The 16,726-nt window shown below is 75.1% G+C and carries 14 protein-coding genes; 6 read left to right on the top strand and 8 right to left on the bottom strand.

What is annotated here, in order from left to right:
• Positions 1 to 80: 80 nt before the first annotated feature.
• Positions 81 to 872 (bottom strand): methyltransferase domain-containing protein, encoded by a 792-nt coding sequence (locus ACFV61_RS11240; protein ID WP_380491264.1) that lies wholly within the window; start codon positions 870 to 872, stop codon positions 81 to 83.
• Between the two features lie 200 nt (positions 873 to 1,072).
• On the opposite strand from ACFV61_RS11240, the gene ACFV61_RS11235 reads away from it, so the two are divergent.
• Both ACFV61_RS11235 and ACFV61_RS11230 read left to right on the top strand, forming a co-directional pair.
• The gene (locus ACFV61_RS11235) at positions 1,073 to 2,083 is read left to right on the top strand and encodes a DUF2690 domain-containing protein (RefSeq protein WP_380491262.1); all 1,011 of its coding nucleotides are present in this window, start codon (positions 1,073 to 1,075) and stop codon (positions 2,081 to 2,083) included.
• A 65-nt stretch (positions 2,084 to 2,148) separates the two neighbouring features.
• On the top strand, positions 2,149 to 2,709 hold the full coding sequence (locus ACFV61_RS11230) for a DinB family protein (RefSeq protein ID WP_380491261.1): 561 nt from the start codon (positions 2,149 to 2,151) through the stop codon (positions 2,707 to 2,709).
• A 38-nt stretch (positions 2,710 to 2,747) separates the two neighbouring features.
• On the opposite strand, the gene ACFV61_RS11225 is transcribed toward ACFV61_RS11230, so the two are convergent.
• Together ACFV61_RS11225 and ACFV61_RS11220 are read right to left on the bottom strand one after the other, a co-directional pair.
• The gene (locus tag ACFV61_RS11225; protein ID WP_380491260.1) at positions 2,748 to 5,204 is read right to left on the bottom strand and encodes a polysaccharide lyase 8 family protein; all 2,457 of its coding nucleotides are present in this window, start codon (positions 5,202 to 5,204) and stop codon (positions 2,748 to 2,750) included.
• Positions 5,205 to 5,335: 131 nt separating this feature from the next.
• Positions 5,336 to 6,352 (bottom strand): LacI family DNA-binding transcriptional regulator, encoded by a 1,017-nt coding sequence (locus tag ACFV61_RS11220; RefSeq protein ID WP_380491258.1) that lies wholly within the window; start codon positions 6,350 to 6,352, stop codon positions 5,336 to 5,338.
• 250 nt (positions 6,353 to 6,602) lie between these two features.
• Between ACFV61_RS11220 and ACFV61_RS11215 the strand changes: the two genes are divergently transcribed.
• Positions 6,603 to 8,051 (top strand): DUF2252 domain-containing protein, encoded by a 1,449-nt coding sequence (locus ACFV61_RS11215; RefSeq protein ID WP_380491299.1) that lies wholly within the window; start codon positions 6,603 to 6,605, stop codon positions 8,049 to 8,051.
• A gap of 70 nt (positions 8,052 to 8,121) precedes the next feature.
• Here the strand turns inward: ACFV61_RS11215 and ACFV61_RS11210 are convergent, their stop codons facing one another.
• From ACFV61_RS11210 to ACFV61_RS11200, 3 genes are read right to left on the bottom strand one after another with little or no spacing between them, the layout of a single operon-like run.
• A complete protein-coding gene (locus ACFV61_RS11210; protein WP_380491257.1) occupies positions 8,122 to 8,808 on the bottom strand; it encodes an alpha/beta fold hydrolase in 687 nt (228 codons plus the stop codon).
• Positions 8,809 to 8,846: 38 nt separating this feature from the next.
• On the bottom strand, positions 8,847 to 10,325 hold the full coding sequence (locus ACFV61_RS11205; protein ID WP_380339409.1) for an MFS transporter: 1,479 nt from the start codon (positions 10,323 to 10,325) through the stop codon (positions 8,847 to 8,849).
• Positions 10,322 to 10,885, bottom strand: coding sequence for a helix-turn-helix domain-containing protein (locus tag ACFV61_RS11200; RefSeq protein WP_063350572.1), 564 nt, complete (start codon positions 10,883 to 10,885; stop codon positions 10,322 to 10,324). Before ACFV61_RS11200 ends, ACFV61_RS11205 begins: the two co-directional genes overlap by 4 nt.
• Positions 10,886 to 11,207: 322 nt before the next feature.
• Between ACFV61_RS11200 and ACFV61_RS11195 the strand changes: the two genes are divergently transcribed.
• Positions 11,208 to 12,545, top strand: a complete 1,338-nt coding sequence (locus ACFV61_RS11195; protein WP_380491255.1) for a DUF5685 family protein — start codon at positions 11,208 to 11,210, stop codon at positions 12,543 to 12,545.
• A 199-nt stretch (positions 12,546 to 12,744) separates the two neighbouring features.
• Here ACFV61_RS11195 and ACFV61_RS11190 read toward each other — a convergent pair whose 3' ends face one another.
• The gene (locus ACFV61_RS11190; RefSeq protein ID WP_159398569.1) at positions 12,745 to 12,912 is read right to left on the bottom strand and encodes a hypothetical protein; all 168 of its coding nucleotides are present in this window, start codon (positions 12,910 to 12,912) and stop codon (positions 12,745 to 12,747) included.
• A 188-nt stretch (positions 12,913 to 13,100) separates the two neighbouring features.
• Between ACFV61_RS11190 and ACFV61_RS11185 the strand changes: the two genes are divergently transcribed.
• Complete coding sequence (locus ACFV61_RS11185; protein ID WP_380428885.1) at positions 13,101 to 14,297, top strand: alginate lyase family protein; 1,197 nt, start codon at positions 13,101 to 13,103, stop codon at positions 14,295 to 14,297.
• 96 nt (positions 14,298 to 14,393) lie between these two features.
• Here the strand turns inward: ACFV61_RS11185 and ACFV61_RS11180 are convergent, their stop codons facing one another.
• On the bottom strand, positions 14,394 to 15,233 hold the full coding sequence (locus tag ACFV61_RS11180; protein WP_363373571.1) for an HAD family hydrolase: 840 nt from the start codon (positions 15,231 to 15,233) through the stop codon (positions 14,394 to 14,396).
• A gap of 414 nt (positions 15,234 to 15,647) precedes the next feature.
• Between ACFV61_RS11180 and ACFV61_RS11175 the strand changes: the two genes are divergently transcribed.
• Positions 15,648 to 16,517, top strand: a complete 870-nt coding sequence (locus tag ACFV61_RS11175; RefSeq protein WP_063350568.1) for a chitosanase — start codon at positions 15,648 to 15,650, stop codon at positions 16,515 to 16,517.
• Positions 16,518 to 16,726: the final 209 nt, after the last annotated feature.

Here is a 16,726-nt window from a genome sequence, read left to right as displayed (position 1 = left end):
GCTCACCGGCTACGCCGTCGCCTCGACCCGGCCGGCCGGCCAGCCAGCCAGCCGGGGACTGAGCGTCCTGCTGTGGCCACCTACCGGCGCCGGCCCCAGCAGGTGATCAGCGGGGCGGTGGTCACGTCCAGCTCGGTGTCGCGGAGGTTGGCCAGGTGCCGGTCCAGGTCGGCGGCGGGGAGGTCGGGGCCCACCAGCTGGTCGCGGAGCTGACGGACCGTCGCCGCCTCCAGCTCCCGGCAGGCCGGGGAGGTGACGGGGAAGTACGCCTCGGCGGCGACGTCCGTCAGGCCCGCCTCGCGGAGCAGCCGGGGCAGGGTGCGGCCGAAGGCGAGGTCGGCGCCGCGCTCGGCGAGCCGGGCCCGGAACGCCCGGCGCACCCGGTTCGCCAGCTCCTGGTCCGGTCCGTGCTCGTCCGGGCAGGCGAGCGGTTGCAGGGCCGGGTCCGCGTCCTCGACCACCAGCCAGCCTCCGGGCCGTACCACCGACGCCAGCCGCCGCAGCACCTCGGCCCGGTCGGGCAGGTGCACCAGCACCAGACGGACGTGCACCAGGTCGAACAGCCCGTCGGGCAGCGGGTCGCGGGTGACGTCGTGCCGCAGGACCTCGACGTGGTCGGCGGGCAGTCCGGTCAGCCAGCTGGTGTCGAGGTCGCTGGCCAGGACCCGGCCGGTCGGCCCGACCCGCTCGGCCAGTGCCAGCGGGATGCCCGGGCCGCCCGCACCCACCTCCCAGCAGCGGTGCCCGTCGGCCGGGCCCAGCCGGTCCAGGTGCTCCAGCGTCCACGGGTCGAACAGCTCGGCGATGCCCTCGAACCGTCGACCCGCCTCCCGCTGCCGGTTGTCCAGCAGGTAGCCGCGCTCGTCGCCCATGCTCCGCGCCTCTCGGATCGCCCTTGCCCGTCGCCCCGCCCGTCGCTCGACGCGGCCGACCGCGATGGTAGGCGATCGGTGCCGGGTGCGCGAAGGCACCCCGGGCTGCGGGCGGTGGCCGAGGGAAGCCGACCGATTAAACTGATCATCCGAAAGTGGATCAGTTTGCATCCTCCGCCGACCCGCCCGAGGTACCCGCGATGAGTCAGTCCTGGAAGCCGCTCCCTGACGATCTTTCAGAACCCGCTCGACGTCTGGCCGAGGAACTGCGCGCGGTCAAGGACGCGCACCGGATCTCCCTGGCCGAACTCGGGAAGAGGACCTACCTCAGCAAGGCCTCCTGGGAACGCTGGTTGAACGGGAAGCGCCTGATCACCCCGCAGGCCCTAGCCGGCCTGATCGCCACGGTCGAGTGCGACGCCGATCTGCTCACCTCCCTGCTGCGGAAGGCCGAGGCCGCGCGCGACGCGGACGAGGTGCTCTCCTCCGAGGCCGCGCGCGACGCGGACGAGGTGCTCTCCTCCGAGGCCACGCACGACACGGACGAGGCGCTCTCCCCGGCGCCCGCGCCCGCAGCGCCGGCCGAAGCGCCCGACGCCGCCCCCGCCTCGCCGCGGCCCGCCCCGTGGCGGCGGCCGGCGGCAGGCGTGGGAGCCGCCGTGGCCGCCGTGCTCATCCTGTTCGCGGCCCTGTACCTGCGCGGCCCGCACGGCGGCAACGGCACGGCATCGGCGGCGACGCTCCCGCCGAAGACGGCGGCGGCGACGGCAGCGGCGACCGCCGGGCCGGCGCCGCTCTGCGAGGGCGTCGGCTGCGCGGGCAAGGACCCCCAGGACATGCGGTGCGACGTCGACCAGCGCACCCTGCTGACCGGCAACGTGGGCAAGGTGGTCCTCTACGTCCACTACAGCCCGCGCTGCCGGGCCGCCTGGTCGGGGATCACCGACGGCTCCCCCGGGGACAGCGCCACCATCACCACCAACCACGGCTGGCAGGAGACCGCCCTGATCCACTGGGGCTACGACAACTACTCCGTGATGGTCGACGCGAGCCCCGGCGACACCACCTTGCAGGTGTGCGGCCACCAGAAGGACGGCGACAACTGCACCGGCGTCGTCACCGACCCCGCGGCCCGCGCGAGCGCCCTCCCCAGCCCCCCGCCTCCGGCCGCCGCTCCCACGCCTACGCCGACGCCGACGCCCACGCCCTGAGGATCCGCCACCGTCGCGGCAAAACCCACTGGCGGCTCGGGCCCGCACGAACGAGCATGGCCCTCATGAGCGACCAACCCGAACGATGGACCCAGGCAACCGTCTACCCCGACATGTGGGCCGACCCGAACGACGACCCCCGCAACAGCGAGGGAGTCTGCCCGGACGGCGAACTCCCCACCCTGAACGACTTCCTGACGAACTACCGCCACACCCTGCTGATGAAGTGCGAAGGCCTGGACCCGGAGCAGCTGGCCCGCCGGTCCGTCCCGCCGTCGACGATGTCGCTGCTCGGCCTCGTCCGGCACCTCGCCGCAGTGGAACGGGACTGGCGCGGCTGGATCAGCGACGGCGATCCGCTGCCGAAGCTCTACGGCAAGCGGGACGCGGACTTCGACGGAGCCGTCGCCGAGCAGGCCGAGGTCGACGCGGCGTTCGCCGACCTGGCCCGCGAACAGGCCGCCACCGACGCCGCCCTGGCCGCGCACCCGGACCTGGGCACGCGGCTGGGGAAGAGCGGCATCGCGGTGCGAGAGCTGCTGGTGCACAGGATCGACGAGTACGCCCGTCACTGCGGGCACGCCGACCTGTTGCGCGAGTGCCTCGACGGGCGGGTCGGCCAGTGAGGCCCGTCCCGGTGCGCTGACCTCGGCGGCCGGCCCCGTCAGGCGGCGCCCCGCTGGAAGGCGGCGCTCCGCCGGAAGACCGCCGACAGGCTCGCTCCCCCGGTGCCCGCCACCGCGCAGCGCAGCACCAGCGGCCCGGAGTCCGAGAGCACCGTGATGCCGGTGCCGCCGCTCGCGAGCCGGTAGCCGTCCAGCGCCAGCGTCAGCGTCAGCTGGACGGTGGACGCCTTCCGGGTGGGGTCGGCGACGGCGACGGAGAGGTCGCCGCCGTTCTCGCGGAGCAGGACGGAGCAGGGGGCGGAGACGGTCAGCGGGCCGACGGTGCCGGGGGCGAAGAAGTTGGCGAGGGTGAGTCCGAGTCCGGGCGCGCTGATCGCCTGGGCGTCGGCCGTGTTGGCGAGCACGGTGGCCGTCGGGGCCGCCGCGCGGGCCGCCGCCTGGTCCGGGCCGGCCCCGGGCATCAGCACGTAGTGGTACGTCCCGTCGACGGGGTCGGTGCCGTGGTCGAGGCCGATCGACAGGTAGGTCCGGGTGATCGGGTCGGGCGCCCCGCCCCGGTTGATGTCGGCCCACGCCCCGGTCCGCCGTTCGCGGGCGAGGTCGAGGGTGGCGCCGTCGGGGAACACCCAGGCGCCCGACCCGGCGAGCGCCGCCCAGCGGACGCCGTCGGCCCGCCGACTCCAGCCGGGGTCGGCGGGCTGGCGGACGCCGTCCAGCACGAACTCCCGGTCCTCGCGGGCCCCGAGGTTGCGGTGGTCGACGGTCGTGCGGACGGCGACGCCGTCGGTGCAGCCGATGCCCGCGCCGAGGCAGACGATCGAATCGTCCAGGCAGAACCAGGACTTGCGCCCGACCAGGGTGGAGCCGAGGCCCCGGACGTCCTGGCCGACCACCGACCGGTCGCCGTCGCTCGCCCCGCCCGCCCAGGCGGTCGCCGGGCGGGCCTGGCCCCAGTCGCCACCGGCGCCGTCGGCCAGCGGGCGCGTCGACACGGTGGTGCCGGGCAGCCGGTAGGGGTCGGCGGTGGGCCAGAAGGAGTCGCTGTACTGTTCGTCGCCCTGCTCGCCGCCGTACCAGTAGAGCATGCCGCTGCCGCTGTGCCAGGCCCGCAGGTTCTCGCCGTTCCCGCACTCGTAGAAGGCGGTCCGGGACGAGGACAGGCTGAGCTGCGCGCTCCAGCCGGGCCGGCGGTGGACGGCCCGGTCCATGGTGAACACCCGACTGCCCGTGCCCTCGTCCGCCGCCCGGGTGCCGGAGTCCGCCAGGAGGGCCTGTGCGCGGGCGAGTTCGGGGATGTCGGCGAGGACGTTGGACAGGTAGGGGAGCACCTGGTCGCGTTGGAGGGAGCCCTTCACGGCGGCGCGCCAGGCCGCCGCCTGGGCCGCTGGCACCGACCCGGAGTCGGCCAGCCGCAGGACGTCCCCGAGCAGGGCGTGGCCGCGCACGTGGTCGTCCAGGCGGGCCCGCCGCGCGTCGCCGGCCTGCACGCCGCGGCTGACGGCACGGCCCGAAACCCCGTCCATCACCAGGCCGTTGAACAGGAACGGCAGGAACCCCCGGTCCACGGCGGTGAACACGTTCCGCAGCGCGGGGTCGGTGACGGCCCAGGGCGTGCCGGCGAGCAGGCGCAGCAGCCGGCTCAGGCTGCCGAGCAGCACCTCGCCGTAGCTGCCGGTGTACGGCACCCAGGTGTGCTGGACGAAGCTGCCGTCGGCGTAGATCCCGTCGCCGGTGGTCACGTAGCGGAACACCGGTGACAGCCCCCGCTGCGCGGCGGCGACCGGGGCCGCCGAGCGGCCGATGACACCGCGCAGCGCTAGCACCCGGCACAGGTCCACCCGGTTGGCCCCGGTGCTGGTGCCGGTGTACTTGTCGACCACCGAGGACGGGACGAAGTGGTCCACGGCCGCACCGCACGCGGCCGCCCGTTCGGCCGTCAGGAGGTCGCCGAGCAGCACGCACACGTCCAGCAGGGCCTGGGGGGCGCCGATCTGCCAGTCCCACCAGTTCCCGTACGACGTGGTGGTGGCGGTGTAGGCGCGCTGGAGCACCCAGTCCAGGCCGGTCGCGACGGCGGCGCCGAGGCCTGGGTCGCCCGTCGAGCCGGTGGCCGGCCGGGTGAGGGCCAGGGCCATGAGCCGCAGCCGCCCGACCGTCGACGTGACGGCGGCGGAGGCCGAGCCGACCGGCAGATCGGGCCAGAGCGACCCGGCCTGCGGGCTCAACGCGGCCTGGTGGCGCCGTGCCTGGTCGCCCAGCGCGGTGAGCGTGCGGGCGAACGGCGGCGCGGCCGGGTCGTACCCGGTGCCGGTCAGCTGCTCGGACCAGGCCGCGCGCATCGCGTCGTAGTTGTCGGCGGCCCGGGCCTCGGTGGGCCCGCCGAGCCACCACGCGGCCGCCGCGGCGGTGGCGGCGGCGCTGGTCCTGAGCAGTCCGCGCCTGCTCAGGAGCGGTATCGACGCCGGGTCACCGGTCTTCGTCCACGAGCTGTCCATCGGGCCGTCCTTCCTCGCGAACTCCCTTGTCTGACGGGAGAGTAAGCGCTTTCTATCGCGAGGACAACGCTTCCGGCACGGGCTCGTGGCCGGAGGGCCCGCGACCGGAGAGCCTGCTACCGGAGGGCCGGCTACCCGACCGGCCCCGTCGACCCGCGGGGCACCAGCTCGGTGGCGAGGACGGCCCGCTGCGGCTCGGGGCCGGGGCGGTGCAGCGCGAGGCGCAGCGCCGTGCGGCCGAGGTCGAGGTGCGGGATGCGCACGGTGGTCAGGCCGGGCCTGAGGTCCTCGGCCCCGGGCAGGTCGTTGAAGCCGATCACCGAGACCTGTTCGGGCACGGAGATCCCGTGCTCCCGCAGGACCGTCAGCACGACGGCCGCCACGTCGTCGTCGTGCGCGAAGACCGCCGAGAAGTCCGGCGGGCCCTGGGCCAGGCGGCGGCGCAGCCAGGCCCGCGCGCCGTCCCGGGTGTGGCACCCCTCCACCGTCAATTCGGCCGGGTGGCGCAGGTCTTGGGCCGCCAGCGCGGCCTGGTACCCGGCGAGGCGCTCCCGGGTGGTGGTGGTCGCGGCCGGTCCGCCGAGGAAGAGGATCCGCCGGTGGCCCAGCGCCAGCAGGTGGTCGACGGCCGCCCGCGCGCCGCCCGCGTTGTCGTAGTGCACGGCCGTCAGCGGCAGTTCCTCCCCCGGGGCGGGCCGGCCGCAGAGCACCAGCCGGGAGCCGGCCGCGTCCAGGATGCCCGCCAGCCGGGCGATCCGGGAGCGGTACCCCGGGCTGTCCTCCACCCCGCCCACCAGCACGACGGCCTCCACGTCGCGCGCCCGCATCTCCTCGACCAGCGTCAGTTCGCGGTCGGGGTCGTCGTCGGTCGCCGCCACCAGGCAGAGGCAGCCCTCGTCCACCGCCTGCCGCTCCACGCCGTGCGCGACCCGGTTGTGGAAGGGCGCCGCGAGGTTGCCCAGCAGGATCGCCACCGTCCGGGACCGCCGGCCGGCCAGCGCCCGCGCCTGCGCGTTCACGACGTAGTCGAGGTCCCGCACCGCGCGCAGCACCCGCTCCCGGGTGGCCCCGGCCACCGGGTAGTCACCCGCCAGCACGCGCGACACCGTCGCCATCGACACGCCCGCCAGCGCCGCCACGTCGTTCACCGTGGGCCTGCCCCGCCGGGCTCTCCCCCCGTCGCTCACCGCTGTCCCCCCGGTCCCGACCAACTCCGCGCCCGGCCTTCGACGGCGGGCCGTGCCCCGAGGATACGGGCGGCTGCCGCCTCGCGTCCGCCGGGCTCAGGAACCGTCGTCAGGCGTCGGACGTCACTCCCCCTGCAGAACCGTTCGCGCAGGTCGCGGGCGGGTGGGAGCCGGAAGGGACGGGTGGGGAACGGTGACGCAGGTGACCGAGGTGACCGAGGTGACCGAGGTGGCGGACGGGGCCGCGGCCGACGTGGACGGAGCTGCGCCGCAGGGGCGGCGGGCGTTCGCGGTGGCCGGGTTCGCGTCAGGGCAGGGCGGGCGTTCGCGGGAGCGGGGGAAGGCGCTGCGCGGGCGCATCCCCCGGGAGCGGCACGCGGAGTTCTCGCCGGTGCCCGGGCGGCCGACGGCCGTCGAGGCGATCGAGGCGTCCAACGCGGGCCGGATCGCCGCGTTGGTGCCGATCCGGGTGGGGCGGATGGCCGCCACGCCGTTCGCGTTCCTGCGCGGTTCGGCCGGACTGATGGCCGCCGACCTGGCGGGCACCCCGGCCACCGGGGTCGGCGCCCAGCTGTGCGGGGACGCGCACGCCGCCAACTTCGGGCTGTACGGGGACGCCCGCGGGCAACTGGTCATGGACATCAACGACTTCGACGAGACCGTGCCCGGCCCGTGGGAGTGGGACCTCAAGCGGCTGGCCGCGAGCCTGGTGCTGGCCGGCCGCGAGACCGGGGCCGACGAGACCACCGCCCGGGAGGCCGCCCAGCACGCGGCCGGCTCCTACCGCCGCACGATGCGCACGCTCGCCAAGCTGCCCGCGCTGGACGCCTGGAACGCCGTCGCGGACGAGCAGTTGGTCTCCTTCACCGAGGCGCACGACCTGGCCGAGGTGCTGCGCAAGGTCGGCGCGAAGGCGCTGGGCAACACCAGCGCCAGATTCGCCGCCCGCAGCACCACCCGTACGGCGGACGGCGGTCGGCGGTTCACGGCCGCTCCGCCGGTGCTCACCGAGGTGACCGACGCGACCGCGCGGGCCGTCGCGCAGTCGCTCGGCCCGTACGTGGCGACGGTGCCCGCCGAGGTGCGCACCCTGCTGTCCCGCTACCGGGTGCAGGACGTGGCGTTCCGGGTGGTGGGCACCGGCAGCGTCGGCACCCGCTCGTACGTGGTGCTGCTCACCGACCACCGGGACCAGCCGCTGGTGCTCCAGGTGAAGGAGGCCCGCCCGTCCGTGCTGCTGCCATACCTGGAGCGCGCGGGCCACCCGGTGGCCGGTCAGGACGGCCACGAGGGCCGCCGGGTGGTGCTCGGGCAGAAGCACATGCAGGTGGTCAGCGACACCCTGCTGGGCTGGACGACGGTGGACGGACTCCCCTACCAGGTCCGGCAGTTCCGCAACCGAAAGGGCAGCGTCGACCCGGCCGCGCTGCTGCCGGGCCAACTGGACGACTACGCCCGGATCACCGGCGCCCTGCTGGCCCGGGCGCACGCGCACACCGCCGACCCCGGCCTGCTGGCCGGCTACTGCGGCAGGAGCGAGGCGCTGGACGAGGCGGTCGCGGCCTTCGCCGTCGCGTACGCGGACCGGACCGAGGCCGACCACGCCGACCTGGTCGCGGCGGTGCGCGCCGGCCGCCTGCCGGCCGAGTTCGGCGTCTGACCGGCGCGTCCGCCCCGAGGCGTCCGCGTCAGGACGTCCGCGTCAGGACGTCCGCGTCAGGACGTCCGCGTCAGGCGGACAGGAACGGCGCCACCGCGGCGACGAACTCGGCGGGCCGGGCACTGTGCACGAGGTGCCCGGCCTCGATGGTGACCATCCGGCAGTCCGGGATCAGCCGGGCGAGCTCGGCGAGCCGCTCCTGCGGGACGTGGCTCGCCGAGCCGCCCGCGACCACCAGGGTGCGGGCGGTGATCCCGGCCATCCCCGCCAGCCAGGCCGGGTCGGGGGTGTCGACCTGCGTCTTGACGGCCTTCACCACGGCCCAGTCGAAGTGCACCGGCTCGTCCGGCGCGTCCGGCACCACACCGGCCGGGCGCGGGTGCGGTGCCGGGATGTCCTCCAGGACCAGACGGCCGATCCGCTCCGGCCGGGCCTGGGCGACCAGGTAGCCGACCACGCCACCCATCGAGTGGCCGACCAGGTCGACCCGCACCAGGCCGAGCGCGTCGAGGAAGGCGAGCACGTCGTCGCGCATCTCCTCCAGGCCGTACCGGGCGGTGCGGCCGCTGTCGCCGTGGCCACGCAGGTCGAGCGCGTACACGCGGTGCCCGGGGGCGAGGCCGGGCAGGACGACGTCCCAGTCCGTGGCGCGCTCCCCGAGGGCGTGCAGCAGCACCAGCGCCGGGCCGTCCGGCGGGCCGCTCTCACGGTAGGCGAGCGCCACCTCGGGCAGATCCACGATCCGGTTCTCGGTCATGCCCGCCACCGTAACTGCGGGCCTGCGCCGGACAGAACTCAGCGGACCGCTGTTCGCCCACGGCTCACCGCGACGGGCTCGCCGGCCGCCTCCCGGGCCGCCCGCCGGCCGGCGAACACCGAGGCCAGGACCGCGAGGGCGGCGACCGCCGCGCACACCACGCTGGTGGCCAGGTAGGCGGAGCGGTGGTCGCCGCCCCCGGCGGTCTGCCGCAGGTAGACGCCGGACAACGCCGAGACCGCGACCGCCGCCGCGATCCGCTGCGCCATCTGCAGGATGGCCCCGCTCACCCCGGCCGCCTCGGCGGGCGCGTGGCGCAGCACGTACGCCTGGTTGGTGGCGCCCATCACGCCGATCGAGGCGCCGCCGAACAGTTGCAGCAGCGCCAGCAGCCAGGGCAGGACGGCGGCGGGCGCCCAGTGCGCGACCAGTCCGCTCGCCAGCATGACCAGGGCGGAGCCGGTCATGCCCGCGGTGACGGTGCGCCGCCCGAAGCGCTGCACCACCCGCCAGGCCAGCGCGGAGGCGACGCCCATGGCCACCGCCGAGGGCAGCGCAACGAGTGCCGCGCCCATCGGGGAGAGCCCGAGGCCGTCCTGGAGGAACATGGTGAGCACCAGTCCGGCGGCGAGCGAGGAGCCGAACTGGGCCATCGCGGTCACGGTGCCGAGCGCGTACGGCGCGGAGCGGGTGAGTGCCGGGTGGATCAGCGGGTGGCCGCCGGAGCGGGCGTAGCGGCGCTGCCACCAGGCGAGCGCGCCGAGCAGCAGGACGGCGACGGCGACGAAGGCCAACCAGCCGGTCCAGCCGGGCGGTTGGACGAACGGCAGCATCAGGGCGAGGGTGAGCGCGGCGACCAGCAGCAGGCCGACCAGGTCGAGGTCGGCGTGCCGGGCACTCGGGCGCGGCCTGGGCAGGTGACGCACCGCCAGCGCGACGGTGGCCAGTCCGAACGGCACGTTGAGCAGGAAGGTCAGCCGCCAGCCGTGCTCGGGGCCGGCCGCCGCCAGGACCGCGCCGCCGATCGGCGGGCCGAGCGCGAAGGCCAGGCCGCCCGTGACGGCGTACATGCCGAGGGCGCGGGCCCGCAGCTGGCCGTCGAACACGTCCTGGAGGGTGCCGATCATCTGCGAGTTGACGAGCCCGGCGCCCACGCCCTGGAGCAGCCGGGCCGCGATCAGCACCTCGGGTGCGGTGGCGGTCGCCGAGACCAGGCTGACCAGGGTGAACAGGGCGAGGCCGGTGACGAAGAGCCACTTGCGGCCCCTGACGTCGCCCAGCCGCCCGCCGGGGATCAGCGCCAGGCCGAAGGCGAGCGAGTAGCCGGCGACGATCCACTGGAGGTGGGCGGGCTGGGCGTGCAGGCTCTCGCGCAGGGCCGGGATGGAGGTGTTGAGGACGGACTGGTCGAGCAGCGTGGTGAAGCCGCCGGCGACGCAGACCAGCAGGACGCGGCGCCCGGCGGCGTCGAAGCGCTCGCGGGGCGCGGCGGCTATCCGGGTCTTCGGGCGCCTCACGGTTCCACCACCACCAGGGCGTACCGGGCGTCGTCCGGGCCGGGGGCGCGGAAGCGGCTGGTTCCGGAGACGTAGCGCAGGCAGTCGCCGGGGCCGAGCAGGTGTCGCTCGCCGTCGACGGTGAGCTCCAACACCCCCTCGAACACCCAGAGGTGGTGCTCCAGGTCCGCCACGCAGGGGCGGTCGTAGGCGATGTCGGCGCCGGCGGGCAGCCGGCCCTCGACGATCTCGGCGCGCAGCGAGCCGTGCGGCGGGGAGACGGAGCGGCGGACGAAGCCGGTGGTCTCGTCCCGCCAGATCCGCTGGTCCGCGGCCCGCACCAGCCGGGCCGGCGCCGACTCGACCTCGGCGAGCAGCCGGGACATGGTCCGCCCGTAGACGGCGCAGAGCCGCCCGAGCAGCGCGGCGGTCGGGCTGACTTCGGCCCGTTCGACGCGCGACAGCGTGGAGCGGCTGACGTCCGCCAGCCGGGCCAGTTCCTCCAGCGTCCAGCCCCGTTCCAGTCTCAATTCGGCGAGCCGGTTGGCGAGCCGCTCGTCGGCGGCCGTCTCGATTCCCATATTCGCGATGCTATCCCGGATATGAGATCACTCCCAGGGGCGCGGGACGCTGCGGGCGGGGCGTGGGGAAGGGCGGGCGGCGTGGATTCGGCCGGGACTGCGCGCTGCGTTCGACTGCGCGCCCCTGTGCTCCTCGCGCCCTCTCCCGTTCCTCCGGCTCCTCCGCCCCTTCGACTCCTCGGCTCCTCGGCTTCGGCTCCTCGGCTTCGGCTCCTCGGCTTCGGCTCCTCGGCTCCTCCGACCCCTCGGCCCGGGAGGGGCAGTGATCATATGATGTTCGGCGGATCAGGGCTGGTCAGCGGCCCACCGGCGAGGGGGAATCATGTTCGGCATCATCAGACCGTGCAAGCACCGGCTGTCCGAACGGCTTCAGGCATCGTGGCTGGCGCACCTGTGCGGGCTCTGCCTCGCGCTGCGCGACGACCACGGCCAACTCGCCCGCACCGCCACCAACTACGACGGCCTGATCATCTCGGTCCTGGTCGAGGCCCAGGCCGCCCGCGAGGACGCCTCCTGGCGGCGCACCGCCGGGCCCTGCCCGCTGCGCGGCATGCGCACCGCCTCCGTCGCCCGGGGCGAGGGCGCCCGGCTCGCCGCCGCCGTCTCGCTCGCCCTCGCCTCGGTCAAGATCCGCGACCACGTCGAGGACCGTGACGGCGTGTTCGGCCGCCGCCCGGTCGCCGTCGGGGCCCGCGCGGTCACCCGGCGGTGGGACCGGAAGAGTGCCGGCAGCGCCTCGGCGGTCGGCTTCGACACCGGCGTGCTGCTCGAAGCCGCCTCCCGGCAGGGCGAGTTGGAGCGGTCACTGCCGCCCGGCGGTTCCGTCCTGCTGGTCACCGAGCCCACCGAGACCGCCACCTCGGCCGCGTTCGCGCACACCGCCGTCCTCGCCGGGCGCCCCGGCAACGCCGCCCCGCTCGCCGAGGCCGGCCGGCTCTTCGGCCGGCTCGCCCACCTCCTCGACGCCGCCGAGGACCAGGCCGCCGACGCCGCCGGCGGCGCCTGGAACCCGCTGACCGCCACCGGCACCGACCGCGCCGAGGCCGAACGCCTGTGCCGCGACGCCGTCCACGGCATCCGGCTCGCGCTGCGCGAGGTCGAACTGACCGGCCGGGCCCTGGTGCACCTGCTGCTCGCGCACGAGACCGAGCGGGCCGTCGAGCGGGTCTTCGGCCCGGCCGCCCACGCGGCCGCCTGCCGCACCCGGAACGCCGGACCCGTCGCCGACGGGTCCGCCCCCGACGGATCCGCGCACGCAACGACCGGCGGGCACCCGCACAACACCACCGGGGAGCACCCGCACGACGCGCCGCCGCGCCAGGCGCCGCCCGGGCAGACCCCCGGTCAGGATCCCGGCCAGACCCCGCTCCCGCCGTGGGTGCCCCAGGGCCCCGGCTTCACCCCGATCGGCGCCAAGCCGCCGCGACCGCGCAACCTGCTGGCCGGCTGCGCGGTGTGGGCGCTGATGGCCTGCACCTGCCAGTTGCTCTGCTGCGACCACAACGACCCGTTCAGCCGGGAGCGCCGGGAGGGCTGGTGCCAGCGGCACGACTGCGACTGCGGCGACTGCTGTGATCCTTGCAACTGCTGCAACGGTTGCGATGGCTACGACGGTTGCAGCTGTTGTGACGGCTGCGACTGCTGTGACTGCAGCTGCTGACGTGCCGTACCGTCAGCGGTCCGGATTCCACCGCGCCGCCGGCGGCAGAGGCGGCAGCGACGGCAGCGGCGACGCCGTCACCTGATCGACCGCCACCGGCCCGGAGCGCCCCCGCGGCACCCCGGGCCGGTCCGCCGGCCCGTACGACTCGCCGCGCCGCCAGAGCGGCAGCACCACCACCGGGCGCCGCTCCGGCCCGTCAGGCATCGGACCCGGCCGCCGCCCGGCGCCTCGCCCGGTCCGCCGTCCGGTCCGCCGCCAGCGAGTTCTCCAAGCGCGCCAGCAACTCCCGGAACCGCTCGGTGTCCTGCTCCGTCATCCGCCCCTCGGGCGCCGCCCCCGGCCACTCGGCCGTTATCTCGTTCATGAGTCCGACGTTACGCCCCGACGATCAACAGGCGATAAATGCGGAACGCACGCCTACGGGTGCGGCGGTGAACGGAGCCGGTCCTCTTGGCGCGCGCGGGGGTTGGTGGTTCACTTCTCATGTTAGGCAACTTTCCTAACATGGCATCAGCGCTCGACCGCCTCCCCCCGCGAGAGGACCAGCTCCCCATGGGCCGTAGCCGCACCAGGACACTGATCGCCGCGGCGGCACTCGCCGCCCTGCTCCCGCTCACCTCCGCACCCGCCGGGGCCGCCGCACCCGCCGCGCACGGCGCCCGGGCCGCCTTCCGGCACCCCGGCGTGCTGGTCGGCGACCAGCAACTCGCCTTCCTCAAGGGCAAGCTGGCGGCCGGGGCCGAACCCTGGACGTCCGCCTTCGCCGACCTCCGGTCGAGCACGTACGCCTCGCTGGACTGGCGGCCCCGGCCGCGCGCGAACGTCGAGTGCGGGTCCCGCTCCCACCCCGACAACGGCTGTTCGGACGAGCGCAACGACGCGATGGCCGCCTACGCCCACGCCCTGCAGTGGGTGCTCACCCACGACCAGCGGTACGCCGACAAGGCGATCGAGATCATGGACGCCTGGTCGGCCGTGATCCAGGAGCACACCAACAGCAACGCCCCGCTGCAGACCGGCTGGTCGGGCAACAACTGGTCCCGGGCCGCCGAGTTGATCCGCCACTCCGGAGCGGGCTGGCCGACCGCCTCGATCGACCGCTTCGCCACCATGCTGCGCACCGTCTACGTGCCGCTGCTGTCGCCCGGCAGCCCGCGCAAGAACGGCAACTGGGAGCTGATCGAGACCGACGCCCTGATGGGCATCGCGGTCTTCCTCGACGACCGCGGCCTGTTCGACCAGGCGGCAGGAATGTGGCGCAAGCGCCTGCCCGCCTACGTCTACCTGTCCTCCGACGGCGCCCTGCCGGTGCCGCCGCCCAAAGCCGGGATCGAGGGCAAGACCGCGCTGGTGAAGTACTGGTCCGGCCAGTCGACCTTCGTGGACGGGCTGTCGCAGGAGACCTGCCGCGACTTCGGGCACACCGGCTGGGGTCTGGAGGCCGCCGCCCAGACCGCCGAGACCGCCCGGCTCCAGGGCCTCGACCTGTGGGGCGAGGGGCGCGAACGGCTGGTCAAGGCCCTGGAGTTCCACACCGCGTACGAGAACGGCGCGAAAGTTCCGAACTGGCTCTGCGACGGCTCGCCGAAGACCGGTCTCGGCCCGGCCGTCCAGCTCGCGTACAACGAGTACCACCTGCGCGAGGGCGTGGCGATGCCGCAGACCGGGCGGTACGTGGCCGCGCACAGCCCGTTCGGGGCCGACCACTTCATCGGCTGGGAGACCCTGACCCACACCAGCGCGCCCTGACGGCACGGGCGGGAAGCGGCGGTTCCGGGAGTGCACCCCGCCCGGAACCGCCGTTTCGGCCGCGCCCTTCCCGGGAACGCCCGTTCCGCGCGCGGCTCACCCTTCGGGGAACAGGCCCTCCAGGACGGTGGCCACCCCGTCCTCGTCGTTGCTGCCGATGACGTGGTCCACCGTGGCCAGAACCTCAGGGTGGGCGTTGGCGACACCGTACGAGGTGCCCGCCCAGGCCATCATCGGCAGGTCGTTGGGCATGTCGCCGAACGCGACCGCCTGCTCGCGGGTGATCCCTCGCCGCCGCGCCAGGTCGCCGAGCGCGGAGGCCTTGCTGACGCCCTTCGCGACGGCCTCGACCAGCCGCTCGCCGTTCGCGTGGTAGACCGTCACCAGCTCGCCGAGCACCGGGCGGGCCAGCGCCAGCAGCTCGTCCGCGGACAGCTCCGGGTGACGGCCGATCAGCTTGGGCGCCGGGCGGCCGAACAACCGTGCGTCGTCGAGGCGTTGCACGGTGGTGTCGGCGTCCCAGGCGCCCGCCTCGTAGTGCGCGTCCCCGGCCAGCTCCTGGGCGTACTCGACGGCCAGCCCGATCCCCGGCACGGCCTCGCGCAGCCGCCGGGCGCTCTCGCCGAGCACGTCGACCGGGATCGGGTTCTCGGCGATCACCGCGCGGGTGCGCATGTCGTAGCCGAAGGCGCCGTTGGAGCAGATCGCCACGCCCCGGTGGCCGAAGGCGGCCGCGATCTCGCCCATCAGGCGCGGCGGGCGGCCGGTGACCAGGACGACGAGCCCGCCGGCCCGTTCGACCCGGGCGAGCGCGGCGACGGTGCGGGCCGAGACGGTGCGGTCGCCGCGCACGATCGTCCCGTCGAGGTCGGTGGCCACCAGGCGCGGCGGCCGTATCGGGGTGACGGTGGGTGGGGTGGTGCTCGGGAGGCTCATGGGTCGGTGCTCCGTGCTGGTCGGGGTTTCGGTGGGAGCGGCCGGGCGCGGAGGCGTGTGCGGTACGCGCGCGTACGGCGCGGGCGGTGCGCACGCGGCGTGTGCGTGCACGCGGGGCGCCCGATTCGGTGGTGCAGGGAGCTCGCGGGCCGGGCCCGGCGGTGGCCGGGCGGACGGTCGCCAGACGCTCGGACGGTATCACCGGCGCGGCCCGTTCGGCGACGACCGAGCACCGTCTCCGAGACCCAAGCAATTTTATTAGGAAACTTTCCTTACCTTATAGACCGCCGTCGGCCGCAAACCGTACTCTGCTGCCGCGAGCTCGCTCTCCTGCCCCCACAGCGCCCCCGTTCGACCGGCGCGCCATCCCCCACTGCCTCCGGCGGCACCGCCCCCGGAGATCGGAGCACACCCATGCGAGTTTCCCGAACCCGACGCCTCGCCGCCGCCACCGCGGCAGCCGCCCTGGTCGCCGGTGCGGCCTGGGCCGCCACCTCCGCCTCGGCGTCCACCGCCCCCGCCCGGGCGACCGCCGCGGCCGTGCAGCGGGCGTCCGCAGGCGGCCTGACCCCCGATCAGCACCGCCGGGCCGACCAGCTGATCAGCATCTTCGAGAACAGCACCACCGAACTCCAGTACGGCTACGCCGAGAACATCAACGACGGCCGCGGCGTCACCGCCGGCCGCGCCGGCTTCACCACCAACGACGGCGACGCGCTCAAGGTCGTCCGCGCCTACACCGCCGTCTCCCCCGACAACCCGCTCGCCCGCTTCATCCCCGAGCTGGAGCGCCTGGCCGCCGCCGGCAGCGGCGACACCAGCGGCCTGCCCGAGAGCGACTACGTCGCCGCCTGGAAGCAGGCCGCCCAGGACGCCACCTTCCGGCAGGTCCAGGACGACCAGGTCGACCAGCGCTACTTCACCCCCGCCATGAACCAGGCCGACCAGCTCGGCCTCACCACCGCCCTCGCCCGCGCCGAGCTGTACGACGCCTCCATCCAGCACGGCAACGGCAGCGAGTACGACGCCCTGCCCGCCCTCATCGGCCGTACCAACGCCAAGGTCGGCTCGCCGTCCGGCGCCGGCGAGAGCGCTTGGCTGAACGCCTTCTTCGACGTCCGCGTCGACGACCTCACCAACCCGGCCAACTCCTCAACCGCCGACGAATGGAGGAAGTCCGTCGACCGGGTCGAGTGCCTGCGCCGGATCGCCGCCACCGGCAACTACAACCTGGACGGCCCGCTCAGCGTCACCGCCTTCGGCTCCGGCTACACCATCGACTGACCGACCCGCACCCGTCGAGCCCGGGGTCCGGCGTGTGGGACCGGACCCCGGCCCGGCTAGGCCCGCCCCGACGCCCCGACCCGGCGGGGCGCGGCCGCGCCGGGCGATCCGACCGCCGGTGGCACCAAGGACGCGGGACTACCCGCCGCCACCGGCGGGGCGCCCATACGCGGAGCCTGTGCCTACGCTCACCATCCGGACGGGGTGCT

Source organism: Kitasatospora sp. NPDC059817, from assembly GCF_042731835.1.
GTDB lineage: Bacteria > Actinomycetota > Actinomycetes > Streptomycetales > Streptomycetaceae > Kitasatospora.
Note: the sequence above shows the minus strand (reverse complement) of the source record. Positions and strands in the feature narration are given on the sequence as shown.